A 26,608-nucleotide genomic window follows, 5' to 3' on the forward strand; every position below is an offset into this window, starting at 1 on the left:
AGCTGGACTACAGTGGAGTCGGAACCGAACGGGCGTGAGGAGCGACACATGACAGAAGATCGACAGGTTCAACACCGGGACAAGCGCTTCCGCGACGCGCAGGGCAACGTCTCCGAGGATCACCTCACCCGTCGCCAGAAGCAGGTCCTGGAGGTGATCCGGCGGTCGGTCCGCGATCGCGGCTACCCGCCCAGCATCCGCGAGATCGGTGACGAGGTGGGCCTGACCTCCACCTCGTCGGTCGCGCACCAGTTGCGCACCCTGGAGCGCCTCGGCTTCCTGCACCGCGATCCGAACCGCCCCCGCGCCGTCAACGTCCAGGGCGCCGAGGAGCGCACCGCCCAGGTCATCCAGAAGGTGATGGAGGACGAGGAGCGGATGCCGGAGCCCGCCTTCGTCCCCGTGCTCGGCCGGATCGCCGCGGGTGGGCCGATCCTCGCGGAGGAGGCGGTCGAGGAGATCTTCCCGCTCCCCCGTGAGCTCGTCGGCGAGGGATCGCTCTTCCTGCTCAAGGTCGTGGGCGAGTCGATGACCGACGCCGCGATCTGCGACGGGGACTGGGTCGTCGTCCGTCAGCAGTCCGTCGCGGAGAACGGCGACATCGTCGCCGCGATGCTCGACGGCGAGGCCACGGTGAAGACCTTCCGCCGCACGGGCCGCGACGTCTGGCTCATGCCGCACAACCCCGCCTTCGATCCGATCCACGGCAATGACGCGGTGATCCTCGGCAAGGTCGTCACCGTGATGCGCCGCATCTGACGGTTCCCGTTTCCGGCAGCGCCGGCTCGTCGACCTCTCGGTCGGGGGCCGGCGTTCGCCGTCCTCCGAGGGAGGCGATCGCGCAGGCGGCGCCGCCGAGCGCCAGGCCCGCGATCACGCCCGGGTGCACCGGCTCGCCCAGCAGTACGAGGGCGAACAGCGCGGAGACCGACGGGATCACCGCGAACAACATCGCAGCGCCGCTCGCCCCCGCGATACCGATCACGCGCAGATACAGCGTGGTGGCCGTCATGGAACTCAGCAGCACCATCAGCACGAGCACCACCGCGCCCTGCACCGGATGCCGCACCGAGGCGCCGAAGAGCAGCGTCAGCAACCCCGCCGGCACGGCCGCGACGAGCATGCCCACCGCGTTCCCCGCGATCGGATCCACATCCCGGCAGAACCGCTGCTGGTAGACACCGCCGAGCGCGATACCGGCCAGCCCGAGCAGCGTGAAGCCGATGCCGGCCCCGGCGTGGGCGAGCACGGGCACCGTCGACCAGCACGCCGCCACGACCGCAGCCAGACCGAGCACTGCGGCAAGGACTCTGCGCTTCGTCAGGCGCTCCCCCAGGGCGAGACGCGCCACCACGGCCGTCACCGCGGGATTGACGCCGATGATCAGCGCCGCGACCCCGGCCGGTACGCCCGCCCGCAGGCCCAGGTAGCACCCGAGGAACTGCGTGGCCTGGGTCAGGAGCCCCACCACGACGGCGTGCCCCAGCGCGGCGCCCGCCGGACTGCGGCGGCCGGTCATACGCACGACCCCGAACATCAGGACGCCGGAGATCGCGAACCGCAGGAACAGCAGCAGGAACGGGCTCATGGCGGCTACGCCGAGCGCGCCGAGTGGGTAGCCGAAGGCGTACAGGACGACGACGCAGGCGGCGAGCATCGGAGGGATTCTCATGCCGTTCATCGTCGAACGCGCAGGTGCTGCTCGTCCAACAATGATTGACGATCACGATTGATCGGATCTACCGTTCATTCATGACCGATCCGATCCTGGACATCGTCCCGCTCCGCAGCGTGGTCGCGATCGCGCGGTGCGGCGGCGTTCACCGTGCCGCGGAGGCACTGCACGTGACCCAGTCGACCGTGAGCGCCCACCTGCGCCGGCTCGAGAAGTCGACGGGCGGGACGATCGTCGAGAAGGCCGGACGCGGCGTCCGCTTCACCGACCACGGCAATCGCCTGCTCGGACACGCGCAGACGATCCTCGACGCGCACGACACCGCGGTGCACGCGCTCGCCTCCCCCACGACCCGCACCCTGTCGGTCTCCGCCACCGAGCACGGCGCCGATCGCCTCATTCCCGAGCTGAGCCGCGGCTTCGGCTCGCTCCCGGGAGGATGGACCGCGCAGTTCCGGTTCGACCGCAGTGCGCAGGTCTCCGGCGCCGTCGAGCACGGTCTGGCCGATGTGGCGGTCTTCCTCGCCCCCGGCGATCACCCCGACGCGGTCGGCCCGATCGCCCTGCACTGGTACGCGGCACGGGAGTGGGAACGTCCCATCGACACGGTGCCCGTGCTCCTCTTCGACGATCCCTGCGTCCTCCGCGCACCCGCCGCGGACGCGCTCGCGCGCAACGGGATCGACCACGTCGTGGCCGCCGAGGCGGCGAACCTCGCGGGCCTGTACTCGGCGGCGCGCAGCGGCCTCGGGGTGACCCTGCTCCCCGCGATCGACGCCACGGACGGCCTCGTCGTCATCGACACCCTTCCCGCCGTGCCGTCGATCGCCCTCGCGGTCTCCGTCGGACCGCGCGTGCCGGCGGCGGTGCGCACCGCCGTCCGCCGCGCGGCCGCCGCCCTGACGGCGGCGGCCTAGTCCGCCGTCGCCTCGGCGTAGCGGCGGAGGTGATCCGTCGCGGAACCGAATTCGGTCTCGATCGCGGTGAGTCGCTTGAAGCAGTGGCCGATCGCGAGCTCCTCCGTCATGCCCATGCCGCCGTGCAACTGGACCGCGTTCTGGCCGACGAACCGCGCGGCCCGTGCGATCGTGATCTTCGCCGCCGACACCGCCCGGCGGCGGGTCCGCGGATCGGCGTCGAGGTTGAGCACCGCGAGGTAGGTCGCCGCGACTGCCTGCTCGAGTTCGAGCGACATGTCCACCATGCGGTGCTGCAGTGCCTGGAAGGAACCGATGGGCACGCCGAACTGCCGCCGCTGCTTGGCGTACTCGACCGTCTCCGCGACCACGCGGCGCATGATCCCGACCGCCTCGCTGCAGACCGCGGCGGTCCCGTCGTCGAGGGCGCGCTCGACGACCTCCCACGCGCCGCCCTCCACGCCGAGCAGAGCGGAGGCGGGAACGCGCACGCCGGCCAGCTCCAGATCGCCCGTGTGATGGTCGTCGATCGTCCGGAAGTAGTGCGCGGTGATCCCCGTGGGCGGTGTCGCCGCATCGAAGTCGAGCAGGAAGAGAGAGAGCCCCTCGCGATCGAGCCGCTCGCCGGCCGTACGTGCCGCGACGATCAGATGCGTCGCCAGCGGCAGATCGCCGACCACGATCTTGACCCCGGTCAGGACGTAGTCGTCACCGTCGCGCACGGCGGTCGTCCCGACGTCCCAGGGCTCGCGCCCGGACTCGGGCTCGGTGAGCGCGAAGGCGATCCTCGCCCCGCCCTCCGCGATGGACGCGCACAGCGCGTCGGCCGCGGCGCCACCCGAGCCGCGCACCAGGGCCGCGCCCACGACGGCGGTCCCGGTGTACGGCTCGACCACGAGTGTGCCGCCGAGCGCCTCGGTGATCACCATCATCTCCTCGGGGCCTCCCCCCAGTCCGCCGAGGGATTCCGGCACGAGGGCCGCGAGGATGCCCAGTTCGGCGGCGAAGGCCTGCCAGACCGCGGGCTGCCAGCGCTCCGCCGAGCGCGCGGCGCTCCGCGACTCGACCAACGGGTACCGGCCCGCGAGGTAGGACTGCACGGCGTCGCGCAGCATCGTCTGTTCGTCGGTGAGTGTGAAGTCCATCTACAGCCCCAATGCCGCTTTCGCCAGGATGTTCCGTTGGATCTCGTTGGAGCCCGCGTAGATCGAGCCGGCACGATCGTTGAAGTAGCGCAGCGGCGCGACGGCCTGCCACAGGTCGCCGCTGTGCGCGCCGCCCGCGGGCGGCAGGTACTCGACCACCGGGCCGCCGGGCCGGGTGACGTGCGGCTGATAGATCCGTCCGCGCGGCCCGGCGCTCTTGTGGATGAACTCGGTGATCGCCTGGCTCAGCTCGGTGCCGAGGATCTTGAGCATCGAGGCCGCGGTGCCCGGGTTCCCGCCCGCCGAGAGCACGGCGAGTGAGCGGTGTTCGAGGATCTCCAGCACGTCGACGCGGGCACGCAGCTCCGCGAGGCCCAACCGGAAGTCGTCGTCCTCCGCCAGCGGGCGGCCACCGCGGCCGGGGACGTTCTCCGCCTGCGCCGCGAGCCGGTCGAGCGAGACCTGCAGCCACGGCGCCGATGCGCCGCCGCCGCGCTCGAACTCGAGCAGGTACTTCGCGACGGTCCAGCCCTCGTCGATCTTCCCCAGCACGTTGGCCTTCGGCACGCGCACCTTGTCGAAGAAGACCACGTTCTGCACCTCCTCGCCGGAGGCCATGACGAGCGGCTGGATCTCGATGCCGGGCACCGTCATGTCCACGAGCACGAAGGTGATGCCCTGCTGCTTGCGTTCCTGCTTCGAGGTGCGCACCAGGGCGAACATCCAGTTCGCCTCGCGGGCGTGGGTGGTCCAGATCTTCGAGCCGGTGAGCACCAGGTCGTCACCGTCGGACTCCGCGCGCATCGACAGCGATGCCAGGTCCGATCCGGATTCCGGTTCGGAGTAGCCCTGGCAGAAGAAGACCGAGGCGTCGAGGATGCCGGGGAGGAAGAACCTCTTCTGCTCCTCGGTCCCGAACTTGACGATGGCGTGCGCCACCATCCGGATCCCCATCGGGGACAGGAAGGGTGCGCCCGCCAGCACCGACTCGCGGGCGAAGATGTAGTGCTGCGCGACCGACCAGTCGCACCCGCCCCACTCGACCGGCCACGCGGGCGCCGCCCAACCCCGCTCGTGCAGGATCGCCTGCCACCGCAGACTCGCCTCGTGATCGGAGTACACGCTGGTCGCGAGATCGCCCGCAGCGCGCAGATCGTCGGTCAGGTGCGTGTCCAGGAACTCGCGCACCTCGTCACGGAAGGCCTCTTCCTCCGCTGTGAACGTCACATCCATCCGGGTCTTCCCCTCGTTGACACTCCCGCATTAGCGAGACAAAATTGGATTATGTCTCACATGCCGCGCAGTGACAAGCAGTCCGAGGTGATCCGCCTCGCCGCGCGGTGGTTCCGTGAGGGCCGCCGGGTCGATCTGGGGCGACTCGCCACAGCCTCCGGGATCGGCAGGGCGACGCTCTACCGCTGGTTCGACGGCCGCGAGCAGGTGGTCGGCGAGGCGATCTGGCTGGGCATCGCGCAGGCGATCGCCCGGGTCGAGGCGGCCGAGCCCGTCCGCGACCGCGAGGCCTTCCTGCGCTCGTTCACCCGTCTGGCGCACGAGGTCCGCGACTATCCCCCACTCGCCGGATTCGCCGCGGACGAGCCCGAATTCGCCCTGCGGGTACTGCAGTCCGGCGGCAGCGTCGTCCAGGCGCGACTCATCGACTGGGTGGAGGCCTGGCTCACCGACATCGCGGTCCCCCGCGTCGACGGCGCGCGCGGCATCGCGCGCACCGACCTCGCCTACGCGATCGTGCGGCTCGCGGAATCGTTCCTGTGGTCCGACATGATCATCGGCACCGCGCCACAACCGGACAAGGCCGCGGCGCTCGTCGAACTGCTCCTCGACGGGGCCGCCGGCTAACCCGAGACGATCCCCACCACGAGATTGATCGCCGTCGCGAGGATGACGGTGCCGAAGACGTACGAGAGCAGGCAGTGGCGCAGCACCAGGCTGCGGATCGCCGGCGACGAGACCGAGGTGTCGGAGACCTGGTAGGTCATGCCGAGGTTGTAGCTGAAGTAGAAGAAGTCCCGGTAAGCGGGCTGCGCGTCGGAGTTCCAGTCGATCCCGCCCGGCTCGTCCCCGGCATCGCCGTAGTACTGCGCCGCGTACTGCGTGGCGTAGGTCAGGTGCAGCGCCGCCCACACCGCGAACGCCGCGCACAGCGCGGCGGCTGCCCCCGCGTCACGGTGCTCGGACTTCCCTGCCAGAAGCAGGGCCACGATCGCCACCAGGCCGCTCAGCGCGATCGCCGCGACCGCCACTTCTGCGATCCGCGGGCGGAAGTTCTCCCGCTGCACCGTCGCCCGGGTGGACGCGGCGTCGAGCGGCCACAGCGTGAACCACCCCGTCACGACGAAGACCGCCGCGGCGACGGCGATACCGACGAGCAGGCCGAGCGTGCCGTCGACGAGTGCGCCCACGAGCCCGCCCGCCACGGCACCGATGAGGACCGCGAGAACGCTCCGGGTCGTCACGGACAGCAGGGGCTTCGACGCCGGTCGACTCATACGCCGATTGTGCGCGACTACGCCGCGAAATGCGATAGCAAGCCGGCGAGCGCGCTCGGCACGCGCGCGGTGATCCGGGTGCCCTCGGCCTCGTGCTCCGTGGTGAGGATCGTGCCCTCGGCGTGCACGCGTGCCACGAGATCGCCGCGGTCGTACGGCAGGAGCGCCGTCACCTCGACGTCGCCGGCCGTGATCAGCTGCGTCATGCGCTCGAGCAGTTCGTCGACGCCCTCGCGCGAGTGCGCCGAGACGAAGACCGCCTCGGGCAGCGCGACCCGCAGCTGCGCCAGCACGAGCGGATCGGCGGCGTCGATCTTGTTGATCACCAGCAGCTCCCGCGGCAGCGACGCCTCCCGCTCCCCCGCGACGTCGCGCAACACCTGACGCACCGCGTCGATCTGCCGCTGCGGCATCACGTCGCTGCCGTCGACGACGTGCAGGAGCAGGTCCGCGTCGACGACCTCCTCGAGCGTCGACCGGAAGGCCTCGACCAGCTGCGTGGGAAGGTGGCGCACGAAACCGACGGTGTCGGTGAAGACCACGTCGCGACCGTCGGTGAGAGTGCTCTGCCGGGTGGTGGGATCGAGCGTCGCGAACAGCGCGTTCTGCACCAGCACACCCGCGTCGGTGAGTGCGTTGAGCAGGCTCGACTTACCGGCGTTCGTGTATCCGGCGATCGCCACGGCGGGCACGCCTGAGCGGCGGCGGGCGCCGCGCTTGGTGTCGCGGGCCTGCTTCATGCCCTTGATCTCGCGGCGCAGCTTCGCCATCCGCTCGCGGATGCGCCGGCGGTCGGTCTCGATCTTCGTCTCACCGGGACCGCGCAGTCCCACGCCGCCGTTGCTGCCGGCGCGGCCGCCCGCCTGCCGGGACAGCGCCTCACCCCAGCCGCGCAGCCGGGGCAGCATGTACTCCATCTGCGCGAGGCTGACCTGCGCCTTGCCCTCGCGGGAGGTGGCGTGCTGGGCGAAGATGTCGAGGATCAGGGCGGTGCGGTCGATCACCTTGACCTTCACCACCTTCTCCAGCGCGTTGAGCTGCGCGGGGGTGAGCTCGCCGTCGCAGATCACGGTGTCGGCGCCCGTCGCGAGGACGATCTCGCGCAGCTCGTGCGCCTTGCCGGATCCGATGTAGGTGGCGGGGTCCGGCCGGTCGCGGCGCTGGATGACGCCCTCGAGGACCGCGGAGCCCGCGGTCTCGGCGAGTGCCTTGAGTTCGGCCAGCGAGGCGTCCGCCTGCGCCGCGGATCCGGTGGTCCACACGCCGACCAGCACGACCTGCTCGAGGCGCAGCTGCCGGTACTCGACCTCGGTGACGTCGTCGAGCTCGGTCGAGAGGCCGACGACGCGGCGGAGCGAGGAGCGCTCCTGGAGCTGGAGTTCACCGATCGTCGGCTGGTGCGGATCCGTCGGTTCCCAGGTATCTGTCTGTGTCATATGTGACCCATTCTCGCACGTCGCGGGGGTACGGGTCACGCGAGTTTTCGCAGGGCGAAACCGCTCAGAGTGCGGAGAGCCGCGCCGTCCCGGAGGCGACGATGCGGCTGGGGCCGCGGAGCTCGGCACCGTCGGCCTCGACGGTCACGGTGACGACCCCACCGGGCACGTGCACGTCGACGGCGCCCGTCTCCCGCCCGACGGACCGCAGCGCGGCGACCGCGGCGGCGACGGTACCCGTCCCGCAGGACCGGGTCTCGCCGGAGCCGCGCTCGTGGACGCGCATGTGGACGGCACCGTCGACCAGCGGGGTCAGGACCTCGACGTTGGTGCCGTGCGGGAACAGGCCGTGGTCGAAGGTGGGCGCGCTCGCCACGTCGAGCGCCGCGAGGGCCTCCTCGGTGAGCCCGGGGACCACGCAGGCGATGTGGGGGTTGCCCACATCGACGGCGATGCCGGCGAGATCGCGACCGTCGACGCCCGCCGACGACGTGCCGAAGACGCGCGGCACACCCATGGAGACCGCGACATCGGCGGCCTCGGGATCGGCGTGGTGCACACGGACGGGCTTGGCCCCGGCCCGCGAGCCGACGACGAACGTCTCGCCGGCGACCAGCCCGGAGGCGGCGAGGAAGTGGGCGAAGACGCGGACGCCGTTGCCGCACATCTCGGCGATCGAGCCGTCGGAGTTGCGGTAGTCCATGAACCAGTCCTCGCGACGGACACCGTCGGGCAGCGCATCGAGAACGCCCGCGTCGAGCAGGTCCCCCGCGCGGGCGGCCCGCAGCACACCGTCGGCTCCGATGCCGGCGCGCCGGTCGCACAGGGCCGCGACCAGCCCGGGCGTGAGGTCGATGTCGACGGCCGGATCCGGCAGGATCACGAAGTCGTTCTCCGTGCCGTGGCCCTTGAGGAAGTCCACGGCGGCGATGTCACCCGTCATGGCCGCCAGTCTACGGATGCCATGGCGGCGCAGCGTGGGCGGCGAGGGCGCGGTCGAGCAGGTCGGGGGCGGCACCGTCGAGCCAGACGACGCGCGGGTCGCGCCGGAACCAGGACCGCTGTCGCCGGACGTACCGGCGGGTGCCGATGAAGGTCAGCTCGCGGGCGTGCTCGAGGTCGTACTCGTCGTCGAACGCTGCGAGCACCTGCGCGTAGCCGATCGCGCGCGATGCGGTGACGCCCTCGCGCAGGCCCTGCTCCTCGAGGTCGCGGACCTCGTCGACCAGCCCGTTCTCGAACATCAGGCGGGTACGCAGTGCGATCCGCGCGTCGAGTTCTTCAGTGTCACGGTCGAGCGCGACGATCGCGGTGTCCCAGCGAGCGGGGCCGATCTCGGGCACCGACGCCGCGAAGGGCTCCCCCGTGATCGTCACGACCTCGAGCGCGCGCACGATGCGCCGGCCGTCGGTGGTGAGGATCTTCGCGCCGGCGGCGGGGTCGAGCGCGGTGAGCTCGCGGTGCAGGGCGAGGGGGCCGATCTCGGCCAGTCTCTCCTCGAACCGGGCGCGCACGTCGGGGTCCGTCGCGGGGAAGCTCCACTCGTCGAGCAGGGCCTGGAAGTACATCATCGAGCCGCCGACGATGACCGGGGTGCGCCCGGCGGCGAGCAGCGCCTCGGCGTCGGCGCGGGCCCGTTCCTGGTATGCGGCGACGGTCGCGGTCTCGGTCACGTCCAGCACGTCGAGCTGGTGGTGTTCGATGCCGCGCCGCTGATCGGCGGGGAGTTTCGCGGTGCCGATGTCCATGCCGCGGTACATCTGCATCGCGTCGATGTTGATGATCTCGCCGCCGAGTCGTTCGGCCAGGTCGAGCGCCAGGTCGGACTTGCCCGTGGCGGTGGGACCCACGACCGCGACGGGACGCACGGCCCGCGACACCGTCATCGCTCCTCTCCGGTGGCCACGAGGTAGCCGACGCCGAAGGGCGCGTCGCGGTAGTGCTCCTGCGCCCGACCGCCCACCGCGCGGGAGAGCGCCCGCCAGCCCTCGTCGAGCCCGTCCGCCGGGCCACCGGCGCACACGGCGGCGACCTGCGCGTCGAAGACCGCGTGGTCCTCGGGCCGGTGGCCGCCGGGCGCGCGGGCCGTCAGCGTGTTCGGACCGTCGAGAACGAAAAGCAGTCCCTCGGCGTCCTCGTCGGTGTCGACCAGGCGCACCGACGGCGCGGCCACGCCCCGCACCCAGGCGGCGATCAGCAGCGGCACCGGCCAGGCGGGGCTCGGCGGCAGGTCGTTCGACGGTCCGCCGGGCCCCGTCGTCACGATCACGTCCGCCCCGAAGCCCGCGAAGGTCCCGGCGGCATCGTCGGGCCTGTTCAGCGGCTCGGCGGCGACGACACGCCAGGTACGGGCGCGCTCGCCGAGCCATCGTCCGGCGGTCAGCGCGGCCTCCCGCAGCCGGTCGGCATCGGGGTCGCCCGGGTCGCCCACCAGCTCGGGAACGAGCAGTGGAGCTCCGGGGACGACGGCGACGGCCCGGTGGTCGCGCTGGAACTGGTGCACACGAAGAACGCTAATCGATCGCGCCGGGACGGCCGCGTAGTGCTTCAATGGATCAGGTCCCGCGCGCTGTGCGGGTCCATGACGACCGGCAGCCGTGACGCGCGGCGCAGACGAAGGGGAACCGTAGTGGCCGAGAACGACCCGATCGCCGAGACCGCGATCGAGAACGCCGCCCCGAAGCCCACCCCGGGCGCACGGCCCGGCCCCAAGCCGCACCCCGGCCCCCGGCCCGGTGGCCCGCGCCCGCACGTCCCCGCCGCCGCGCAGAGCGCGCCGCGCGTGCGGCCGGCGTCCGATCCGAGCAAGCACGGCCGGGTCGACGAGGACGGCACCGTCTACGTGGTGACCTCCGGCGGAGAGCGCGCCGTCGGGTCGTGGCAGGCCGGCGAGTCCGCCGAGGGCCTCGCCCACTACGGCCGCAAGTACGACGAGCTGGCGACCGAGGTCGAGGTGCTCGAGGAGCGCCTCGCGAGCGGCACCGGCGACCCGAAGAAGATCCGCCACGCGGCCCAGCAGATCGCCGATTCGCTCCCCACCGCCGCGGTCGTCGGTGATCTCGACGCACTCGCCTCCCGCGTCGGGGCGCTCCTGACGGGCGCGGACACCGCGATCGTCACCGCGCAGGCCGACCGGGAACGCAGCCGCTCGGAGGGCATCGCCCGCAAGGAGGCGCTCGCCGCCGAGGCCGAGCAGATCGCCGCCGAGGCGACGCAGTGGAAGACCGCCGGTGACCGGATGCGTGCGCTGCTGGACGAGTGGAAGACGATCAAGGGCGTCGACCGCAAGACCGACGATGCGCTGTGGAAGCGCTACTCCAAGGCCCGCGACGCCTTCAACAAGCGCCGCGGCGCGCACTTCGCGGAGCTCGACCGCGAGCGCGCCGGCGCGAAGGCGCGCAAGGAGGAGCTGATCGCCGAGGCGGAGAAGCTCAAAAACGACACCACGTGGGGCGAGACCTCCGCGAAGTTCCGCGACCTGCTGGCGAAGTGGAAGGCCGCCGGTCGCGCGCCGCGCGACACCGACGACGCGCTGTGGGCCCGGTTCAAGGGCATCCAGGACGAGTTCTTCGCCGCCCGTAACGCCGCCGCCGGCGAGCGCGACGCCGAGTTCGCCGCGAACGGGCAGGCGAAGCAGGCGCTCCTCGATGAGTACACCCCCCGTATCGAGTCCGCGACCAACCTCGGCGCCCAGAAGGCGGCACTGCGGGAGCTGCAGGACAAGTGGGAGGCGATCGGCAAGGTGCCCCGCGAGCAGATGGGCTCGCTGGAGGCCGGGATCCGGGCGCTGGAGAAGAAGATCAAGGCCGCGGACGACACCCAGTGGCGCCGTACCGATCCCGAGGCCGCCGCCCGCGCCGCGCAGTTCCGCGACCGCGTGGCCCAGTTCGAGGAGCAGGCCGAGAAGGCGGAGAAGGCCGGTAAGGCCAAGGACGCCGTGCGTCTGCGCGAGCAGGCCCAGCAGTGGCGCGAGTGGGCAGAGGCGGCCGAGGGCGCCATCGAGGACCGGTAGCCGGTCGCCACGGCGGGACGGTGTTCGTCGAACGGATCTCGGTCGGCGCGGCCGGTGCCGGGCTCCCACGGTGGGTGCGGGAAGTGCCCGCGCTCACGCCCCTCATCGGTGGCGCGGTCCTACCGCTGACGGCACCGGTGACCTTCCTCGTCGGGGAGAACGGCTCCGGCAAGTCGACCCTCGTCGAGGCGGTCGCGGAGCAGTTCGGCCTCGACGCGCGGGGCGGGCGGGCCGCCGTTCTGGGCGGCAACCTCGACACCGAGAAGACACCGCTGGGTGAAGCACTGATCCTCGGCCTGACCCACCGCGGGCTGGCGATGCGCCGCGGCCCACGCACCAGCCGGCACGGCTTCTTCCTGCGCGCGGAGACCGTGCTCGAGATGAACGAGCGGTTCGGCGGGAACTACGGCTACTGGGACGACGTCGACGTCCAGAGCCACGGCGAGGGCTTCTTCAGCATCTTCGAGGCGATGCTCACCGAGCCGGGCTTCTACGTCTTCGACGAGCCCGAGTCGGCGCTGTCCTTCCACTCGTGCCTGCGACTCGTCGCGCTGTTCGGCCAGCTGCGCGACAGCGGCTCGCAGATCATCTGCGCGAGGCACTCCCCGGTCCTGACGGCCCTGCCCGGCGCGCAGATCGTCGAGATGACGCCGTCCGGACCCACCCCCACCGCGTGGCGCGACCTCGAGCTGGTCCGTCACTGGCAGCGCTTCCTGGACCACCCCGAGACCTACCTCGGCGAACTCGTCACCCGCACCGTCGGACCGGAAACGGAACCCGGGCGCACCGTCGCACCCGAGGACGAGCGCGACCTGATCCAGCGCCTGAGGGCCCGCATCTACGGCGAGGACTGAGCCGCTAGGCCTGATCGGTGGGTCGCTGCGGGCGCGGCGGCTGGTTGCCGATCCGGTTGGACCGCGCGAAGTCGTCCCACTGCGACGCGGCGTCGCGGCGGTCCTGCTCCGCGGCCAGCTGGTAGGGCGTCCGGGCCCAGATCGTCTTGTTCCACACGACGGCCAGCACGATCATCGCGACCCAGCCCAGGTAGAGCCCGACTCCGGCGCCCGTGGGCGGCTCGCCGTGCAGGCCGGTGGTCTGCCGCGACCAGACGGACAGCAGGCCGAAGACGATCGAGACGCCGCATCCCGCGCCCGCGATCACGGACAGCACCCAGCGGCGGGTGAGCAGGGCCGCGCCGGAGGCGAAGATGCCGAACAGCACCTCGAGCCAGACGAAGATCTTCGAGACGATGACCAACGAGCTGCCCTGGATGTGCGGATCGCCGGTGATGATCTCGATGCCCGTGACCGAGCCGGTGTGCGGCAGGGCGAGCGAGCCGATCACCGCGACGACCGCGATGGCCGCGACCAGGATGCGCGGGCCGACCTGGAACTCACCGGCGAGCTTGCGCTCGACCGACTCGACCTGCGTGCGCAGGCTCTCCAGCTCTTCGGCGCTCCGGGGATTCTCGTTGTCGGCGTTCATGGCGTCCATTGTCCACCCCGCGGGCGGGGTTGTCTCCTACAGGTCGTCGTAGAGACGGTCAGCAGGTGGAGCACCCCGTCGACGCGGGCGCCGCGGCCTGCTCCGGGCGGCCCACGGGCGGCAGCCCCAGGCCGACCCCGACGGGCGCCGTCACCGGCGTGATCGAGGCCTCGACGTTGTCGCCCGCGCGGGTGCGGCGGTGGCTGAGTACACCGGCGTCGGCGACCAGGTGGTGCGGAGCGGCGCCGGTGATCTCCACCTCGACGACGTCGCCGGGCCGGATGCCCTCGCGCCCGGTGAAGTGCACCAGCCGGCCGTCGCGGGCGCGTCCGGACATGCGGTTGGTCTCCGCGTCCTTGCGGCCCTCGCCGAGCGCGACCAGCAGCTCGACGGTGCGACCCACCTGCTTCTGATTCTCCTCGAGCGTGATCCGCTCCTGGAGCTCGATGAGCCGCATGTACCGCTCCTGCACCACGTGCTTCGGCAGCTGGTCCGGCAGGTCGGCGGCGGGGGTGCCGGGGCGGATCGAGTACTGGAAGGTGAACGCGGAGCTGAAGCGGGCCTTCTCGACCACGTCGAGGGTGGCCTGGAAGTCCTCCTCGGTCTCCCCCGGGAAGCCGACGATGATGTCCGTGGTGATGGCGGCGTGCGGGATCCTCTCGCGGACCCGCTCGAGGATGCCGAGGAACTTGGTGCTGCGGTAGCTGCGCCGCATCTCCTTGAGGATGCGATCCGACCCCGACTGCAGCGGCATGTGCAGCTGCGGGCAGATGTTCGGGGTCTCGGCCATCGCGTCGATGACGTCGTCGGTGAACTCCGCCGGGTGCGGGCTGGTGAACCGCACCCGCTCGAGGCCCTCGATCCGTCCGCAGGCGCGCAGCAGGTCGGCGAACGCGCCCTTGTCGCGCCCGAGCTCGGGGTCGGCGAAGTTGACGCCGTAGGCGTTGACGTTCTGGCCCAGCAACGTGACCTCGGAGACACCCTGGTCGACGAGGGCCTGCACCTCGGCGAGGATGTCGCCCGGGCGCCGGTCGACCTCCTTGCCGCGCAGGCTCGGCACGATGCAGAAGGTGCAGGTGTTGTTGCAGCCGACGGAGATCGAGACCCACCCGGCATAGGCGCTCTCGCGGCGCGCGGGCAGCGTCGACGGGAAGGCATCCAGGGCCTCCTTGATCTCGACCTCGGCCTTCTCGTTGTGCCGGGCACGCTCGAGCAGTGTCGGGAGCGAGCCGATGTTGTGCGTGCCGAAGACCACGTCGACCCACGGGGCCTTCTTCACGACGGTGCCGCGGTCCTTCTGCGCGAGGCAGCCGCCGACGGCGATCTGCATCCCGGGCCGCTCCCGTTTGATCGGGGCGAGGTGACTGAGGTTGCCGTACAGCTTGTTGTCGGCGTTCTCCCGCACGGCACAGGTGTTGAAGACCACGAGATCGGCCTGCTCGCCACCGTCGGCGCGCACGTACCCGGCGTCCTCGAGCAGGCCCGAGAGGCGCTCGGAATCGTGCACGTTCATCTGGCACCCGTAGGTGCGGACCTCGTACGTTCGGTGGGCGGGGGCTGCGTCGATCACGTCACCAGGATAATCGGCGATGGCAAATCACCCCGGTCCACAGATTTCCGGCACCAATCCGCCCGACTTAACGTGATCGAAACGTCCGAACTCCTAGGCTCGGGCAATGACCACTCCCGCGAACGAGCCCACAGGCTCCGCTCCGATGATCGAGATCGAATCAGTGGAGAAGCACTTCGGCGACCTCCACGTGCTCAAGAACATCAACCTGACCGTCCCCAAGGGCCAGGTGGTGGTGATGCTCGGCCCGTCCGGTTCGGGCAAATCGACCCTGTGCCGCACCATCAACCGCCTCGAACCGATCGACTCCGGTTCGATCAAGATCGACGGTGCGCTCCTGCCGGAGGAGGGCCGCGGACTCGCGAACCTGCGCGCCGAGGTCGGCATGGTCTTCCAGTCGTTCAACCTCTTCGCCCACAAGACGATCCTCGACAACGTCACGCTCGGCCCACTGAAGGTCCGCAAGCAGAGCAAGGCCGACGCCGAGAAGCGCGCCCTCGAGCTGCTCGACCGGGTCGGCATCGTCGCCCAGAAGGACAAATACCCGGCGCAGCTCTCCGGAGGCCAGCAGCAGCGCGTCGCCATCGCCCGCGCGCTCGCGATGGGCCCGAAGGTCATGCTCTTCGACGAGCCCACCTCCGCGCTCGACCCCGAGATGGTCAACGAGGTGCTCGACGTCATGGTCGGCCTCGCCAAGGAGGGCATGACGATGGTCTGCGTGACCCACGAGATGGGCTTCGCGCGCAAGGCCGCCGATCGCATCCTGTTCCTGGCCGACGGCGAGATCGTCGAGGACACCGATCCCGAGTCCTTCTTCACCGCACCGAAGTCGGACCGCGCCAAGGACTTCCTCGGCAAGATCCTGGGGCACTGATGACATCACCGCAGAGCACCCGAACCCGACGGTGGCGAGGCGCCTTCGCGGCCCTCGCCGCCACCCTCGTGACCGTCCCCCTCCTGTCGGCGTGCGGCACGGACACCCCGCGCAGCCTGCTGGCCTCGATCAAGAACGGCGACGTGGTGCTGGGCACCAAGTACGACCAGCCCGGCCTCGCCAACCGCAACCCCGACAAGTCGCACTCCGGCTCCGACGTGGACGTCTCGGAGTTCGTGATCAAGCAGATCGCGAAGAACAACGGCTGGTCCGAGCCGAAGATCACGTGGAAGGAGACCCCGTCTCCCCTGCGTGAGCGGATGATCGAGAACGGCGAGGTCGACATGATCGCCGCGACCTACTCGATCAGCGCCGCCCGCACCAAGAAGGTCACCTTCGCCGGTCCGTACCTGACCACGTACCAGGCGCTGCTCGTGAGCAAGAAGACCGCGAACCCGATCAAGAGCCTCGAGGACCTCAATTCGGGGCGGAAGCTGTGCTCGGTGTCCGGCTCGACCTCGGCGATCAACGTCAAGGCCGCCCTGCCGAACGTCCAGCTCCAGCAGTACGACGGCTACGCCTCGTGCGTGGAGGGCGTGCGCCGCGGTGTGCTGGATGCGCTCACCACCGACGCGACGATCCTCGCCGGCTTCCAGGCCAAGTACCCGGGCGAGTTCGACATCGTCCCGATGACCTACCCGAAGGACGTGACCCTGACCAGCAGCACGGGCACCAAGACCGAGAAGAAGAAGGGCGACCAGTTCTCCACCGAGCGCTACGGCATCGGCCTGCGCAAGGGTGACGCGGAGGCGCTGAGCGCGGTGAACAGGGCGCTGCGACAGATGATGCTCGGAGAGCAGGGCGCCGCCACGTACGACGCGGAGGCCGTGCCCTCGGTTCCGACGTGCGTGGTCCCCGCATCGGCGGTCGCCACCTTCACGGGACTGGCCTACGCCAACCCCGACAACGAACTGTTCAAGGCGCTGCGCGCGAACCTGGGTGAGTACGCGAACACGATGATCGACCAGGGCCGCCCCGTCGAGGGCGGTAAGCCGAAGTCGGTCCTCGTGGCGGTGCCCGGCGATCAGACGTGGTTGCTTCCGAAGGAGGTTCCGCTCAACGGTCCCGACGGGAAGCCCCTGGTGACCGACGGCAAGCCCGTGACGGCACCGCAGGCCGATCAGCGGACCTGGTGCGCGAAGGCAGGTGCATGACCATGTGGGAAGACCTCGGGCCACAGTTGTGGCCGGCGTTCTGGGTGACCATCAAGCTCACCTTCTTCTCGGCGATCGGTGCCACGATCTGGGGCACCGTCCTCGCGGGCATGCGGGTCTCGCCCGTGCCCGCCATGCGGACCTTCGGCACCTGGTACGTCAACATCGTCCGGAACACGCCGCTCACGCTGATCATCCTGTTCCTGTCCCTGGGCCTGTACCAGAACATGGGCCTCGCGCTGGCGCCGAACAACGCCGACTTCACCGCGAACAACAACTTCTGGCTGGCCGTCATCGGCTTCATCGTCTACACCGCCACCTTCGTGTGCGAGACGCTGCGGTCGGGGTTCAACACCGTCCCGCTCGGCCAGGCCGAGGCGGCCCGCTCGCTGGGCCTGTCGTTCATGCAGGTCTTCCAGCTCATCGTGCTGCCGCAGGCCGGCCGCGCGGTGATCGCCCCGATGGGCAGCGTGCTCATCGCGCTGACCAAGAACACCACGATCGCGTCGATCATCGGAGTCGGTGAGGCGGCGCTGCTGATGAAGGAGCAGCTCGAGTTGCACAGTGATCAGCTGATCCTCATCTTCGTGATCTTCGCGGCCTGCTTCATGGTGATCACACTCCTCGAGGGAGCCGTCTTCGGCTACTTCGCCAAGCGACTGGCGGTGAAGCGATGAGCGCGAAGTCCACGTCCACCGTCCTCTACGACGCGCCGGGCCCCAAGGCCCGGGTGCGCAACAACATCATCGCGGTGGTCTTCATCGTGGTGCTGGTGGCCCTGTTCGCCTGGGTCATCACGGCGTTCGCCGCGAACGGCCAGTTCGACAAGGAGAAGCTCGAGCCCTTCGTCGATACCAACTACTGGGGGACGTACATCCTCCCGGGCCTGTGGGGCACCTTCAAGGCCGCGTTGGCGTCGATCGTCCTCGCGATGATCATGGGCGCCTTCCTCGGTATCGGCCGGCTCTCCGACCACCGGTCGGTGCGCTGGGCGACGGGCGCCATCGTGGAGTTCTTCCGCGCGATCCCGGTGCTGATCCTGATCTACTTCCTGTACATCGTCTTCGGCGTGTACAAGGTGTTCACCTCGGACTACATCGCCTTCTTCGCGGTGGTCTTCGGCCTCACCCTCTACAACGGCTCGGTGATCGCCGAGATCCTGCGGTCGGGTATCAACTCGTTGCCGCAGGGCCAGTTCGAGGCGGCGAAGGCGCTGGGCCTGCGCAAGACCCAGACCATGCGGCTGATCCTGCTGCCGCAGGCCGTGGCCGCGATGCTGCCGGCCCTGATCTCGCAGATGGTGATCGCGCTCAAGGACAGCGCGCTCGGCTACCAGATCGGCTACGTCGAGGTCGTCAAGTCCGGCATCCAGGCGGGCAACGAGTGGGGCAACGTGATCCCCTCGCTGATCGTCGTCGCGATCATCATGATCCTCATCAACTTCGGTCTCTCGGCACTCGCGTCGAACATCGAGAAGAACCTGCGTGAGGGTCGCAAGAAGAAGCTGATCGTCGACACCCCGCACGCGCTGCCGGAACCCGGGCTCATGTCCAAGGAGGTCATGGAGACCACGCATCCGGATCCGAAGCACAAGGATCTGCGGCAGGACTACGGCGACTGACCGCCGTGCCCTCCCGACCCCGCGCGAGCGCGGCCCTGGCACTGATCACGGTGCTCATGGCCGCGCTCTGCGCGTGTTCGGGGCCGGGGCCGCGCAGTCTGCTGCGGTCCATCGACGACGGTGCGGTCCTCATCGGCGTCAAGGCGGATCAGCCGGGCCTCGGGCTCCGCGGGACCGACGGTGCCTACTCCGGCTTCGACATCGACGTGGCTCGCTACGTGCTCAGGGCGATCGCGGCCGCGCGGGGCAAGGGCGAGCCCCGGATCACGTGGCGTGAGAGCCCGACGTCGCAGCGTGAGGACCTGATCGGCAAGGGCGAGGTGGACGCGATCGTCGCGACGTACTCGATCGACGGAGACCGTGCGGACGTCGTCTCGTTCGCGGGGCCGTACCTCACGACGCGCCAGGGACTGCTGGTACGCGGCGATGAGGCCGCCGTCCGCACGGTCTCCGACCTCGGGAAGGACCGCGCCCTGTGTGCGGTGACCGGCTCGACGTCGGCACGCGCCGTCACCGCCCTCCTGCCCGGTGTCCGCGTCACGGAACGTGACACCTACTCAGCGTGCGTCGACGCCCTCACCCGCCGCATCGTGGACGCCGTCACCACCGACGAGGTGATCCTCGCCGGCTTCGCCGCACAGCGCCCGTCGGCGTTCCGCCTCGTCGACATGACACTGCCGAAGGACACCTGCGTCGGTGGGCGGCTGCGGGCCGCGGGTGGGCCGTTCTCCGTCGAGCGGTACGGCATCGGGCTGGCCCGCGGCGATGACGCCGCCCGCGATGCGATCAACGCCGCTCTGCGCGGGATGCTCGAATCGGGCGAGTGGGAAAGGGCCCTGCGACGGTCCGTCGGCGATCAGGAGGCCGCGCGAACCGTCGACCGCGACGGCGGTCCGGACCGGTTGGTGGCGGGCCTCGGCGACCTCGGCTTCCTCACCGCGACGAGCGCGCCGTGCGCGGCGCGCTGACCGTCACAGGTACGGGCTCGTGAGCAGCTCGATGCCGTGCCCTGCGGGGTCGCGGAGGTAGACACCGCGCCCGCCGTGGCCGTGGTTGATCCGGCCGGGCTCCTTCCAGAACGGGTCTGCGGCGTGGTCCATTCCACGCTCGGTGACGAGCGCGTAGGCGCGGTCGAAGTGGTCGTCGTCGAGCAGGAAGGCGTAGTGCTGCGGCTGGATGTCGATCGGCGGCGCCGCGATCTGCAGCAGGACGCCGTCCTCGATCTCGAGGTTGGTGAACGGTCCCCAGGACTCGACGGGGCGCGCCTCGAGGTAGTCGCGGTAGAACGCTGCGGACTCGGCGCTGTCCGCGGCGAAGATGATGGTGTGGTTGAAACGTGCCGGCATGATGTCTCCTTCGGGTTCGGAATCGGGATGGTGTGTCGCCTGATTCCGAGCGGCGGAGAGCGCGCGGTCAACCGTTCGCCGGATCACCCGTCCGTGCGTGGCGCGAGGCCGTTCCGGCAGTCATGACAGTGGACGATACCCGGTGCCGCTCCCCCGGGCCAGACCGTGGGCCTATCGGGTGATGCGCACAGCGAAGCCCCCGGAGTGATCTCCGAGGGCTTCACTTCGCGTGGGATCGCTCCCATGGTTGTTGTGCGCGACCGCGACGTCGTACTCGAGTCGCGCGGCTACTCCTGCTGCGCGTCGGCCTTCTCGCGGATCGCGTCGAGCACGACGGACAGCGCCAGCGACGGGTGATAGCCACGGCGCCCGAGCATGCCGACCAGCCGCTGCGTGAGCTTGTCCCGGTCCGTCCGGTCTTCCGGGACCTGGACGCGGGCGAGCTTGCGCGCCACCAGTTCCGCGGCGCGCTCCCGCTCGTCCTCGCGGCTGACGGTGTCGAGTGCTGCGGATGCCTCCTCGTCACCGACGCCCTTGGTGCGGAGCTCCTGCGCCAGGGCCCGCCGGCCGCGGCCGGAGAACTGGTGGCGGGACTGCACCCAGCGCTGCGCGAACGCGGCATCGTCGATCAGCCCGGCGTCGACGAACTTGTCGAGCATCCGCTCGGTGAGCTCCTCGTCGAAACCGCGCCGCGCGAGTTTGTTGCGCAGCTCGGCCCGCGAATGATCGCGCATCCCGAGAGCGCGGTAGATCAGGTCCCGGGCCAGCGCCTCCCGCTTGGCCGGATCCTGATCGACCTGCTGCCGATCATCACCGCCCGCCTCACTGCCGTCGCGCGGGCGGCGCCCACGGCGCCGGCCGCGCGAGACGACCTCATCGTCGGCGTAGTCCGACATCGCGACTTAGAAGTCGACGGGTGCGGGAGCGATCTCGTCGGCCTCGGCAGTGACGTCGGCCCCCACGCCGAGCTTCTCCTTGATGCGCTTCTCGATCTCGTCGCGCACGTCCGGGTTCTCGACCAGGAACTTACGGGCGTTCTCCTTGCCCTGGCCCAGCTGGTCACCGTCGTACGTGTACCAGGAGCCGGACTTGCGGATGAAGCCCTCGTTGACGCCCATGTCGATGATGGAGCCCTCGCGGCTGATGCCCTGGCCGTAGATGATGTCGAACTCGGCCTGCTTGAACGGCGGGGAGACCTTGTTCTTGACGACCTTGACGCGGGTGCGGTTACCCACGGCATCGGTGCCGTCCTTGAGCGTCTCGATCCGGCGCACGTCCAGACGCACCGAGGCGTAGAATTTCAGCGCCTTACCGCCCGTGGTGGTCTCGGGCGAGCCGAACATGACGCCGATCTTCTCGCGCAGCTGGTTGATGAAGATGGCCGTGGTGCCCGAGTTGTTCAGGGCACCGGTCATCTTACGGAGCGCCTGGCTCATGAGGCGGGCCTGCAGGCCGACGTGGCTATCGCCCATCTCGCCCTCGATCTCGGCCTTGGGTACCAGGGCCGCCACCGAGTCGATCACGATGATGTCCAGCGCGCCGGAACGGATCAGCATGTCCGCGATCTCCAGCGCCTGCTCACCGGTATCGGGCTGGGAGACGAGCAGGGCATCGGTATCGACCCCCAGCTTCGCGGCGTAGTCGGGATCGAGCGCGTGCTCGGCGTCGATGAAGGCGGCGATGCCGCCGTTGGCCTGCGCCTCGGCCACCGCGTGCAGCGCGACCGTGGTCTTACCCGAGGACTCCGGGCCGTAGACCTCGATGACGCGACCGCGCGGAAGACCGCCGATGCCCAGCGCCACGTCCAGCGCGATGGAGCCGGTCGGGATCACGGCGATGGGCTGGCGCACCTCGTCTCCGAGGCGCATGACGGAGCCCTTGCCGTAGTTCTTGTCGATCTGTGCGAGGGCCAGCTCGAGGGCCTTATCGCGATCCGGTGCCGCAGGTGCCATGGGACTCTCCGTCCTTCGGGCCGAGGCTGGTACCAGCCGCGGCGCTGGGTTCTACTGTTGCTACGGACGTTAGAGGGACCGTCTGACAAGTTTTCGCATCCGCATCGGGCGCGCTCTCGCCGGCTCACTTTCACGTCGAACACCGTCGACTATAGGCGAACCTGCGTTCGAAGCAAGCATCGAACGCGCGACACGCCGGGACCCGCCCTCGTGACCATCCAAGCGCCGTCACATCACGCACTCGACCTGCAGTTCTCCGCCCTGACGTCGCTTTCGCCGCTCCGGTTGACCATCGACATGAGGTGAGGGTTGAGGGCGGAGAGGACCCGAAGCGGGCGGAACGGCTAGCGCCGGGCGACGACGGCGTAGAACCGCACTGCGATGCGCAGCGCTCCTCTCGCGAGGGCTGCGTCGAGGAGTCTCTGGACATCAGTGAGTTCAGACGCCGACAACACCTCCGAAGCGGCGGCGTTCAACCCTGCGCTGACACCCCGCACGAGTTCCGGAGCGAAGTCGTCGAGCACCGCCTCCCGCTGATCGACGATGGTGAGGCCCTCACCGGTGAGATGGTCGGCGAGATGGCGGCCCACCTCCTGGTGATCCGTGAACGGGAGCCGAACACGAGCCCTGACCTCGAGCAATGTACTGGTCGCCTGCTCATCGTCGGCGACGAGCACCTCCAGGCTCGACCAGTCCGAATCGGTCACCGCGACGATCCCGCCGTCCCGCACGACCCGCGCACATTCCCGGACGGCGTCAACAGGCGAATGGCGGACGTGCTGAAGAACTCGCTCACAGACCACCGCGTCGACCACGGCGTTCCCGAGGGGAAGCGCCGCTGCTTCGCCCACCAGGACGGACGCTTCGGTGACTCCAGCCAGGCGCTGTCGCGCGACGTCCACCATGAGCGGGTTCACGTCGAGTCCGATAGCGCGACCACCGGGTGACACAAGCCCGGCAAGCTCACCCAGCTCATCGCCGGTTCCGCACCCGACATCGAGCACTGTCGCCCCGGGGCCGACCATCAGACGCTCCCGAACCCACAGCCGCGTCGAACGAATCGCATCCATGCGCGCCTGTCGGTCCAATGATGCGACGAATCCACCGATATCAGCGCCGGACATCCTTGCGGCCCAGCTACTCCCCTTGCCGCCCACAACCGAATCCCAGCCGGAACGACGGTGACCGCCCCTCCGAGCGGAGGGACGGTCACCGTCGAACACGAGGGGCGGAGGGCTACCAGCCCAACGCCTGCAGCTGCGCCTGTACGGCGGCGCGGTACTTCGCCACGTTGTCGGTCTTGATCGACTCGTAGCCGCGGACCATGTCGGGCAGCTCGGCGAGCGCTACGACCTGGCTCCGCTGCGCCTCGCTGACGCGACCACCCTCGGCGGCGGCGATCATGAGGCCCACCAGCGCCCGGTACTCGGCGATGAGCGTGCGCTCCATGCGGCGCATCTCGGTCATGCCGAAGAAGTCGAGCTTGGTGCCGCGCAGGCGCTTCATCTTCGCCAGCGTCTTCATCCCCGGGTTCACCCACTCGCCCAGCGCGAGCTTGTTCTTGAGGCCCATCTCGCGCAGCGTCGGCGGGTGCAGGCGGATCGCCTTCTTGGCGTCGGCGCCGAACTCGTCGGCGACCTGCGCCGCGAAGCCGTCGTCCTGCGAGAGCCGGGCCACCTCGTACTCGTCCTTGTAGGCCATCAGCTTGTGCAGGTTGTGCGCGACGGCCGCCGTGAGATCCTCCGCCCCCCAGTCCTTCTCGGCACGGAAGACGCGGGCGACGTCGTCGACGTAACGCTGCGCGTAGGCCTTGTCCTGGTACGCGACGAGCTCATCGACCCGGATCCCGACCTGGCGCAGCAGCTCCTCCGAGCCACCGTCGAGCACCGAGACGAGCCCCTGCGCGAAGACGCTGACCGGGGCCGGAGCCGGGATCGGGTGCAACGCGTCGATCGCGGCCTTGACGCCGGCCGGGTCCGAGACCGACTGGCGGCCGCGGCGGAAGGCCTGCAGGTTCTTCTCGACGGCCACGCCGTTGAGCTCGATGGCCCGCTCGAGCGACTCCGAGCTGATCGGCAGCGCGCCGGTCTGGAACGCAGCGCCCACCATGAACAGGTTGGCGTACTGCTCGTCACCGAACAGCTGCAGCGTCAGGTCGCCGGGATCGAGGTAGACGGTGCGCAGCGACGCCCGGTCGATGGCCTCGTGGATGCTCCGCGAATCCGGGTACCCCACCGACGTGTCGATCACCATCTGGCCGGTGGGCACCTGTGTGGTCGAGACGATCGAGGTGGTGCGCTCGGGCGAGGCCACCTTGAGGTTCGCCGGGTCGACGCCGACGAGGCTGTCGCAGGACAGGTACACGTCGCAGTCGCCGGAGGCGACCTTCGCGGCCTGATCGACGTACGTCGCGGAGACCTTGATGTCCGAGACGACGGCGCCGCCCTTCTGCGCCATACCGGTCATGTCGACGGTGCGGGCCGAGTGTCCGTCGAGCACCGTGGCCGTGGCCATGATCTGCGAGACCGTGACCACGCCCGTGCCGCCGATACCGGTGACGCGGATGGCCATGCCGTCCGCCTCGCGGCGGGCCTTCTTCGGCTGTGGGATGGAGTCGGCGGTGATGTCGGGCACCGACTTGCGCACCTTGCCGACCTCGCCCGGGGTCACCGTCACGAACGACGGGCAATCGCCCTTGAGGCAGGAGAAGTCGAGGTTGCAGGAGCTCTGGTCGATGCGGGTCTTGCGGCCGAACTCCGTCTCGACCGGGTGCACCGAGAGGCAGTTGCTCTTCTGGCCGCAGTCGCCGCAGCCCTCGCAGAGCCGCTCGTTGATCACGACGCGCTGGTTCGGCGTGGGGTACTTGCCGCGCTTGCGCTTGCGCCGCTTCTCCGCCGCGCAGTGCTGATCGTGCACGAGCACGGTGACGCCGGCGACCTCGGCCAGCTCGCGCTGCACGTCGAGGGTGTCGGCGCGATCGCGGACCTCGACGCCCTTGGGCAGGCCGAGCGCCTTGGTGCGCTTGGGATCATCGGAGGTGACGACGACCTTGGTGACGCGCTCGGCGAGCAGCAGCGTGCAGATCTGCGGCAGCGTCATCTCGCCGACCGGGTCCTGGCCGCCGGTCATGGCGACGGTGCCGTTGAACAGCAGCTTGTAGGTGATCCGCTCCCCCGAGGCCACCGACTGGCGCAGGGCCAGCGAGCCCGAGTGCATGAACGTGCCGTCGCCGATGTTCTGGACGAAGTGCTTCTCGGTCACGAAGGGGGCCATACCGACCCACTGCGCGCCCTCGCCGCCCATCTGGCTGACGCCGGTCACCTCGCCCACCTGCTGCGGGTCCATCAGGAGCACCATCGCGTGGCAGCCGATGCCGGCGCCGACGAGCGTGTCGTCGGCGACCTTGGTGGACGTGTTGTGCGGGCAACCCGAGCAGAAGTACGGGCTGCGCGCGGCCAGCGGCAGCTCGATGCGGGTGCGCACCTGGGCCTTGCGGTCCAGCCAGTCCTTCGCGGCGGGCACCTTGTGCACGCGGGCCAGGCGCGAGGCGAGGCCGCGGGAGACGGAGTCCACGTCGAGCTCACCGAAGCGCGAGAACAGGGTGGAGCCGTCCTCGTTGGCCTTGCCGACGATGTTCGGGGCGCCCGGGTGGCGGAAGAGGATGTCGCGCATCATCGTCTCGAGGAAGTCTCGCTTCTCCTCGACCACGATGACCTCGTCGAGCCCGTCGATGAACTCGTGCAGGATCTGCCGCTCGAAGGGATAGACCATGCCCATCTTGAGGATGCGGATGCCGAGGCGGTTGAGGTCGCCGTCCTCGATGCCGATGAGCCGCAGGGACTCGCGCACGTCGAGGTAGGTCTTACCGGCGCAGACGATGCCGATCCGGTCGTCGCCGGAGCGCACCGTGATCCGGTTGAGCCGGTTGATCCGGGCGTACTCGGTGGCGCGGGGCATGCGGACGGTGAGCTGGTTCTGCTCGAGTTCCATCAGCTTCGCGCCCAGCAGCTGGCCCGACGGGACGTGCGGGCTGGTGCCCAGGTCCCCGTAGACCGGCAGGATGCGATCGGGATGCACGTCGGCGGTCGACGAGCCGTCCGCGACGTGGGCGGAGATCTTCAGCGAGGTCCACAGGCCCGAGACGCGCGACATGATCGCGGCGTGCACGCCGAGGTCGAGGATGTCCTGCGAATCGGCCGGGTAGAGGATCGGCATGTAGAGATCGGCGAGCGACATCTCGGAGGCGCACGGCACCGTCGAGCTCTTGGCGCCCGGATCGTCGCCGACGAGGGCGACGGCGCCGCCCGTCGGGTGCGTGCCGATCATGTTGGCGTGCCGCAGCGCGTCGGTGGCGCGGTCGAGGCCGGGGGCCTTGCCGTACCAGTAGCCCGTGACACCGTCGAGGCCGCGGTCGAGGTGCCCGACCTGGGCCGCGATCTGGGAGCCCATGACCGACGTGGCGGCGAGCTCCTCGTTGAGACCCGGGCGGTGCACGATGTCGAAGTCCTTGAGGTACTTCGTGCGCTTGGCGATCTCCAGGTCGTAGCCCGCGAGCGGCGAGCCCTCGTAGCCGGAGATGAACGAGCCCGTCGTGAGATTCTGGCGGCGGTCGAGGCGGGCCCGGTCGCGCACCATGCGCACCAGGGCCTGAATGCCCGTCAGGTAGATCGTGCCCTCTTCGCGCGTGTACCGATCGTCCAGGGAGAAGGACTCGACCGAGGCCGACTGCCCGCCCCGGGGATCCGCGTCGTGCTGGCCGGCCTGCGCGGCGGCGGCACTGCCGGGCGCCTTCTCGATCGGCGAATTGGCGTCAAGGGTCACTGAAACCACCGTGCTTTCTCTCAATGCGCC

Annotated in this window: 25 protein-coding genes; 10 read left to right on the forward strand and 15 right to left on the reverse strand. The window is 69.9% G+C overall.

Going from position 1 to position 26,608, the window contains the following annotated elements; translation table 11 throughout:
* The first annotated feature begins 48 nt into the window (after positions 1-48).
* A complete protein-coding gene (gene lexA, locus FK268_RS07605) occupies positions 49-759 on the forward strand; it encodes a transcriptional repressor LexA (RefSeq protein ID WP_068535301.1) in 711 nt (236 codons plus the stop codon).
* On the opposite strand, the gene FK268_RS07610 is transcribed toward lexA, so the two are convergent.
* On the reverse strand, positions 737-1,672 hold the full coding sequence (locus FK268_RS07610; RefSeq protein ID WP_158636071.1) for a DMT family transporter: 936 nt from the start codon (positions 1,670-1,672) through the stop codon (positions 737-739). The two genes, lexA and FK268_RS07610, sit on opposite strands and share 23 nt — an antisense overlap.
* An 80-nt stretch (positions 1,673-1,752) precedes the next feature.
* Between FK268_RS07610 and FK268_RS07615 the strand changes: the two genes are divergently transcribed.
* On the forward strand, positions 1,753-2,592 hold the full coding sequence (locus FK268_RS07615; protein WP_146432765.1) for a LysR family transcriptional regulator: 840 nt from the start codon (positions 1,753-1,755) through the stop codon (positions 2,590-2,592).
* Here FK268_RS07615 and FK268_RS07620 read toward each other — a convergent pair.
* A complete protein-coding gene (locus FK268_RS07620; RefSeq protein ID WP_146432766.1) occupies positions 2,589-3,737 on the reverse strand; it encodes an acyl-CoA dehydrogenase family protein in 1,149 nt (382 codons plus the stop codon). The genes FK268_RS07615 and FK268_RS07620 overlap by 4 nt on opposite strands.
* Complete coding sequence (locus tag FK268_RS07625; protein WP_146432768.1) at positions 3,738-4,970, reverse strand: acyl-CoA dehydrogenase family protein; 1,233 nt, start codon at positions 4,968-4,970, stop codon at positions 3,738-3,740.
* A gap of 60 nt (positions 4,971-5,030) precedes the next feature.
* On the opposite strand from FK268_RS07625, the gene FK268_RS07630 reads away from it, so the two are divergent.
* The gene (locus tag FK268_RS07630) at positions 5,031-5,597 is read left to right on the forward strand and encodes a TetR/AcrR family transcriptional regulator (protein ID WP_146432769.1); all 567 of its coding nucleotides are present in this window, start codon (positions 5,031-5,033) and stop codon (positions 5,595-5,597) included.
* Here the strand turns inward: FK268_RS07630 and FK268_RS07635 are convergent.
* The 5 genes from FK268_RS07635 to FK268_RS07655 all read right to left on the reverse strand — a co-directional run bounded on the left by FK268_RS07635 (position 5,594) and on the right by FK268_RS07655 (position 10,186).
* Positions 5,594-6,247 (reverse strand): DUF1345 domain-containing protein, encoded by a 654-nt coding sequence (locus FK268_RS07635; protein ID WP_146432771.1) that lies wholly within the window; start codon positions 6,245-6,247, stop codon positions 5,594-5,596. The two genes, FK268_RS07630 and FK268_RS07635, sit on opposite strands and share 4 nt — an antisense overlap.
* 17 nt (positions 6,248-6,264) lie before the next feature.
* Positions 6,265-7,683, reverse strand: a complete 1,419-nt coding sequence (gene hflX, locus FK268_RS07640) for a GTPase HflX (RefSeq protein ID WP_146432772.1) — start codon at positions 7,681-7,683, stop codon at positions 6,265-6,267.
* A gap of 64 nt (positions 7,684-7,747) precedes the next feature.
* Positions 7,748-8,605 carry a diaminopimelate epimerase gene (dapF, locus tag FK268_RS07645; protein WP_146433439.1) on the reverse strand — a complete coding sequence of 286 codons (858 nt, stop codon included), beginning with the start codon at positions 8,603-8,605 and terminating at the stop codon, positions 7,748-7,750.
* A gap of 31 nt (positions 8,606-8,636) precedes the next feature.
* On the reverse strand, positions 8,637-9,569 hold the full coding sequence (gene miaA, locus FK268_RS07650) for a tRNA (adenosine(37)-N6)-dimethylallyltransferase MiaA (protein ID WP_146432776.1): 933 nt from the start codon (positions 9,567-9,569) through the stop codon (positions 8,637-8,639).
* Entirely contained in the window at positions 9,566-10,186 is a 621-nt protein-coding gene (locus FK268_RS07655; RefSeq protein WP_146432778.1) for a class III extradiol ring-cleavage dioxygenase family protein, read from the reverse strand. The genes miaA and FK268_RS07655 overlap by 4 nt, the downstream gene beginning before the upstream one ends.
* Positions 10,187-10,312: 126 nt before the next feature.
* Between FK268_RS07655 and FK268_RS07660 the strand changes: the two genes are divergently transcribed.
* The gene (locus FK268_RS07660; protein WP_231706971.1) at positions 10,313-11,695 is read left to right on the forward strand and encodes a DUF349 domain-containing protein; all 1,383 of its coding nucleotides are present in this window, start codon (positions 10,313-10,315) and stop codon (positions 11,693-11,695) included.
* Positions 11,696-11,715: 20 nt separating this feature from the next.
* Entirely contained in the window at positions 11,716-12,549 is an 834-nt protein-coding gene (locus FK268_RS07665; protein ID WP_193560250.1) for an AAA family ATPase, read from the forward strand.
* A gap of 4 nt (positions 12,550-12,553) precedes the next feature.
* Here the strand turns inward: FK268_RS07665 and FK268_RS07670 are convergent, their stop codons facing one another.
* Both FK268_RS07670 and miaB read right to left on the reverse strand, forming a co-directional pair.
* Complete coding sequence (locus FK268_RS07670; RefSeq protein ID WP_231706972.1) at positions 12,554-13,180, reverse strand: Rv2732c family membrane protein; 627 nt, start codon at positions 13,178-13,180, stop codon at positions 12,554-12,556.
* A gap of 58 nt (positions 13,181-13,238) precedes the next feature.
* Positions 13,239-14,750: a tRNA (N6-isopentenyl adenosine(37)-C2)-methylthiotransferase MiaB gene (gene miaB, locus FK268_RS07675; protein ID WP_146432781.1), complete on the reverse strand. Its 1,512-nt coding sequence runs from the start codon at positions 14,748-14,750 to the stop codon at positions 13,239-13,241.
* 145 nt (positions 14,751-14,895) lie between these two features.
* On the opposite strand from miaB, the gene FK268_RS07680 reads away from it, so the two are divergent.
* The 5 genes from FK268_RS07680 to FK268_RS07700 are packed head-to-tail and all read left to right on the forward strand — an operon-like array spanning position 14,896 to position 19,427.
* A complete protein-coding gene (locus FK268_RS07680) occupies positions 14,896-15,624 on the forward strand; it encodes an amino acid ABC transporter ATP-binding protein (RefSeq protein WP_146433445.1) in 729 nt (242 codons plus the stop codon).
* Complete coding sequence (locus tag FK268_RS07685; RefSeq protein ID WP_146432783.1) at positions 15,624-16,838, forward strand: transporter substrate-binding domain-containing protein; 1,215 nt, start codon at positions 15,624-15,626, stop codon at positions 16,836-16,838. The genes FK268_RS07680 and FK268_RS07685 overlap by 1 nt, the downstream gene beginning before the upstream one ends.
* A complete protein-coding gene (locus tag FK268_RS07690; RefSeq protein ID WP_146432785.1) occupies positions 16,835-17,515 on the forward strand; it encodes an amino acid ABC transporter permease in 681 nt (226 codons plus the stop codon). Before FK268_RS07685 ends, FK268_RS07690 begins: the two co-directional genes overlap by 4 nt.
* Entirely contained in the window at positions 17,512-18,459 is a 948-nt protein-coding gene (locus tag FK268_RS07695) for an amino acid ABC transporter permease (protein WP_146432787.1), read from the forward strand. The genes FK268_RS07690 and FK268_RS07695 overlap by 4 nt, the downstream gene beginning before the upstream one ends.
* A 56-nt stretch (positions 18,460-18,515) precedes the next feature.
* A complete protein-coding gene (locus FK268_RS07700) occupies positions 18,516-19,427 on the forward strand; it encodes a glutamate ABC transporter substrate-binding protein (protein WP_146433447.1) in 912 nt (303 codons plus the stop codon).
* A gap of 3 nt (positions 19,428-19,430) precedes the next feature.
* Here the strand turns inward: FK268_RS07700 and FK268_RS07705 are convergent, their stop codons facing one another.
* The 5 genes from FK268_RS07705 to FK268_RS07725 all read right to left on the reverse strand — a co-directional run bounded on the left by FK268_RS07705 (position 19,431) and on the right by FK268_RS07725 (position 26,578).
* Entirely contained in the window at positions 19,431-19,805 is a 375-nt protein-coding gene (locus FK268_RS07705) for a VOC family protein (RefSeq protein ID WP_146432789.1), read from the reverse strand.
* A gap of 287 nt (positions 19,806-20,092) precedes the next feature.
* The gene (locus FK268_RS07710) at positions 20,093-20,701 is read right to left on the reverse strand and encodes a regulatory protein RecX (RefSeq protein ID WP_146432791.1); all 609 of its coding nucleotides are present in this window, start codon (positions 20,699-20,701) and stop codon (positions 20,093-20,095) included.
* Positions 20,702-20,707: 6 nt separating this feature from the next.
* On the reverse strand, positions 20,708-21,757 hold the full coding sequence (gene recA / locus FK268_RS07715; protein ID WP_146432793.1) for a recombinase RecA: 1,050 nt from the start codon (positions 21,755-21,757) through the stop codon (positions 20,708-20,710).
* Between the two features lie 344 nt (positions 21,758-22,101).
* Complete coding sequence (locus FK268_RS07720) at positions 22,102-22,914, reverse strand: methyltransferase domain-containing protein (protein WP_146432795.1); 813 nt, start codon at positions 22,912-22,914, stop codon at positions 22,102-22,104.
* Positions 22,915-22,993: 79 nt separating this feature from the next.
* A complete protein-coding gene (locus FK268_RS07725) occupies positions 22,994-26,578 on the reverse strand; it encodes an indolepyruvate ferredoxin oxidoreductase family protein (protein ID WP_146432797.1) in 3,585 nt (1,194 codons plus the stop codon).
* Positions 26,579-26,608 lie beyond the last annotated feature (30 nt).

Origin of the sequence: Tsukamurella sputi (assembly GCF_007858445.1) — a bacterium.
Lineage (GTDB): Bacteria > Actinomycetota > Actinomycetes > Mycobacteriales > Mycobacteriaceae > Tsukamurella > Tsukamurella sputi.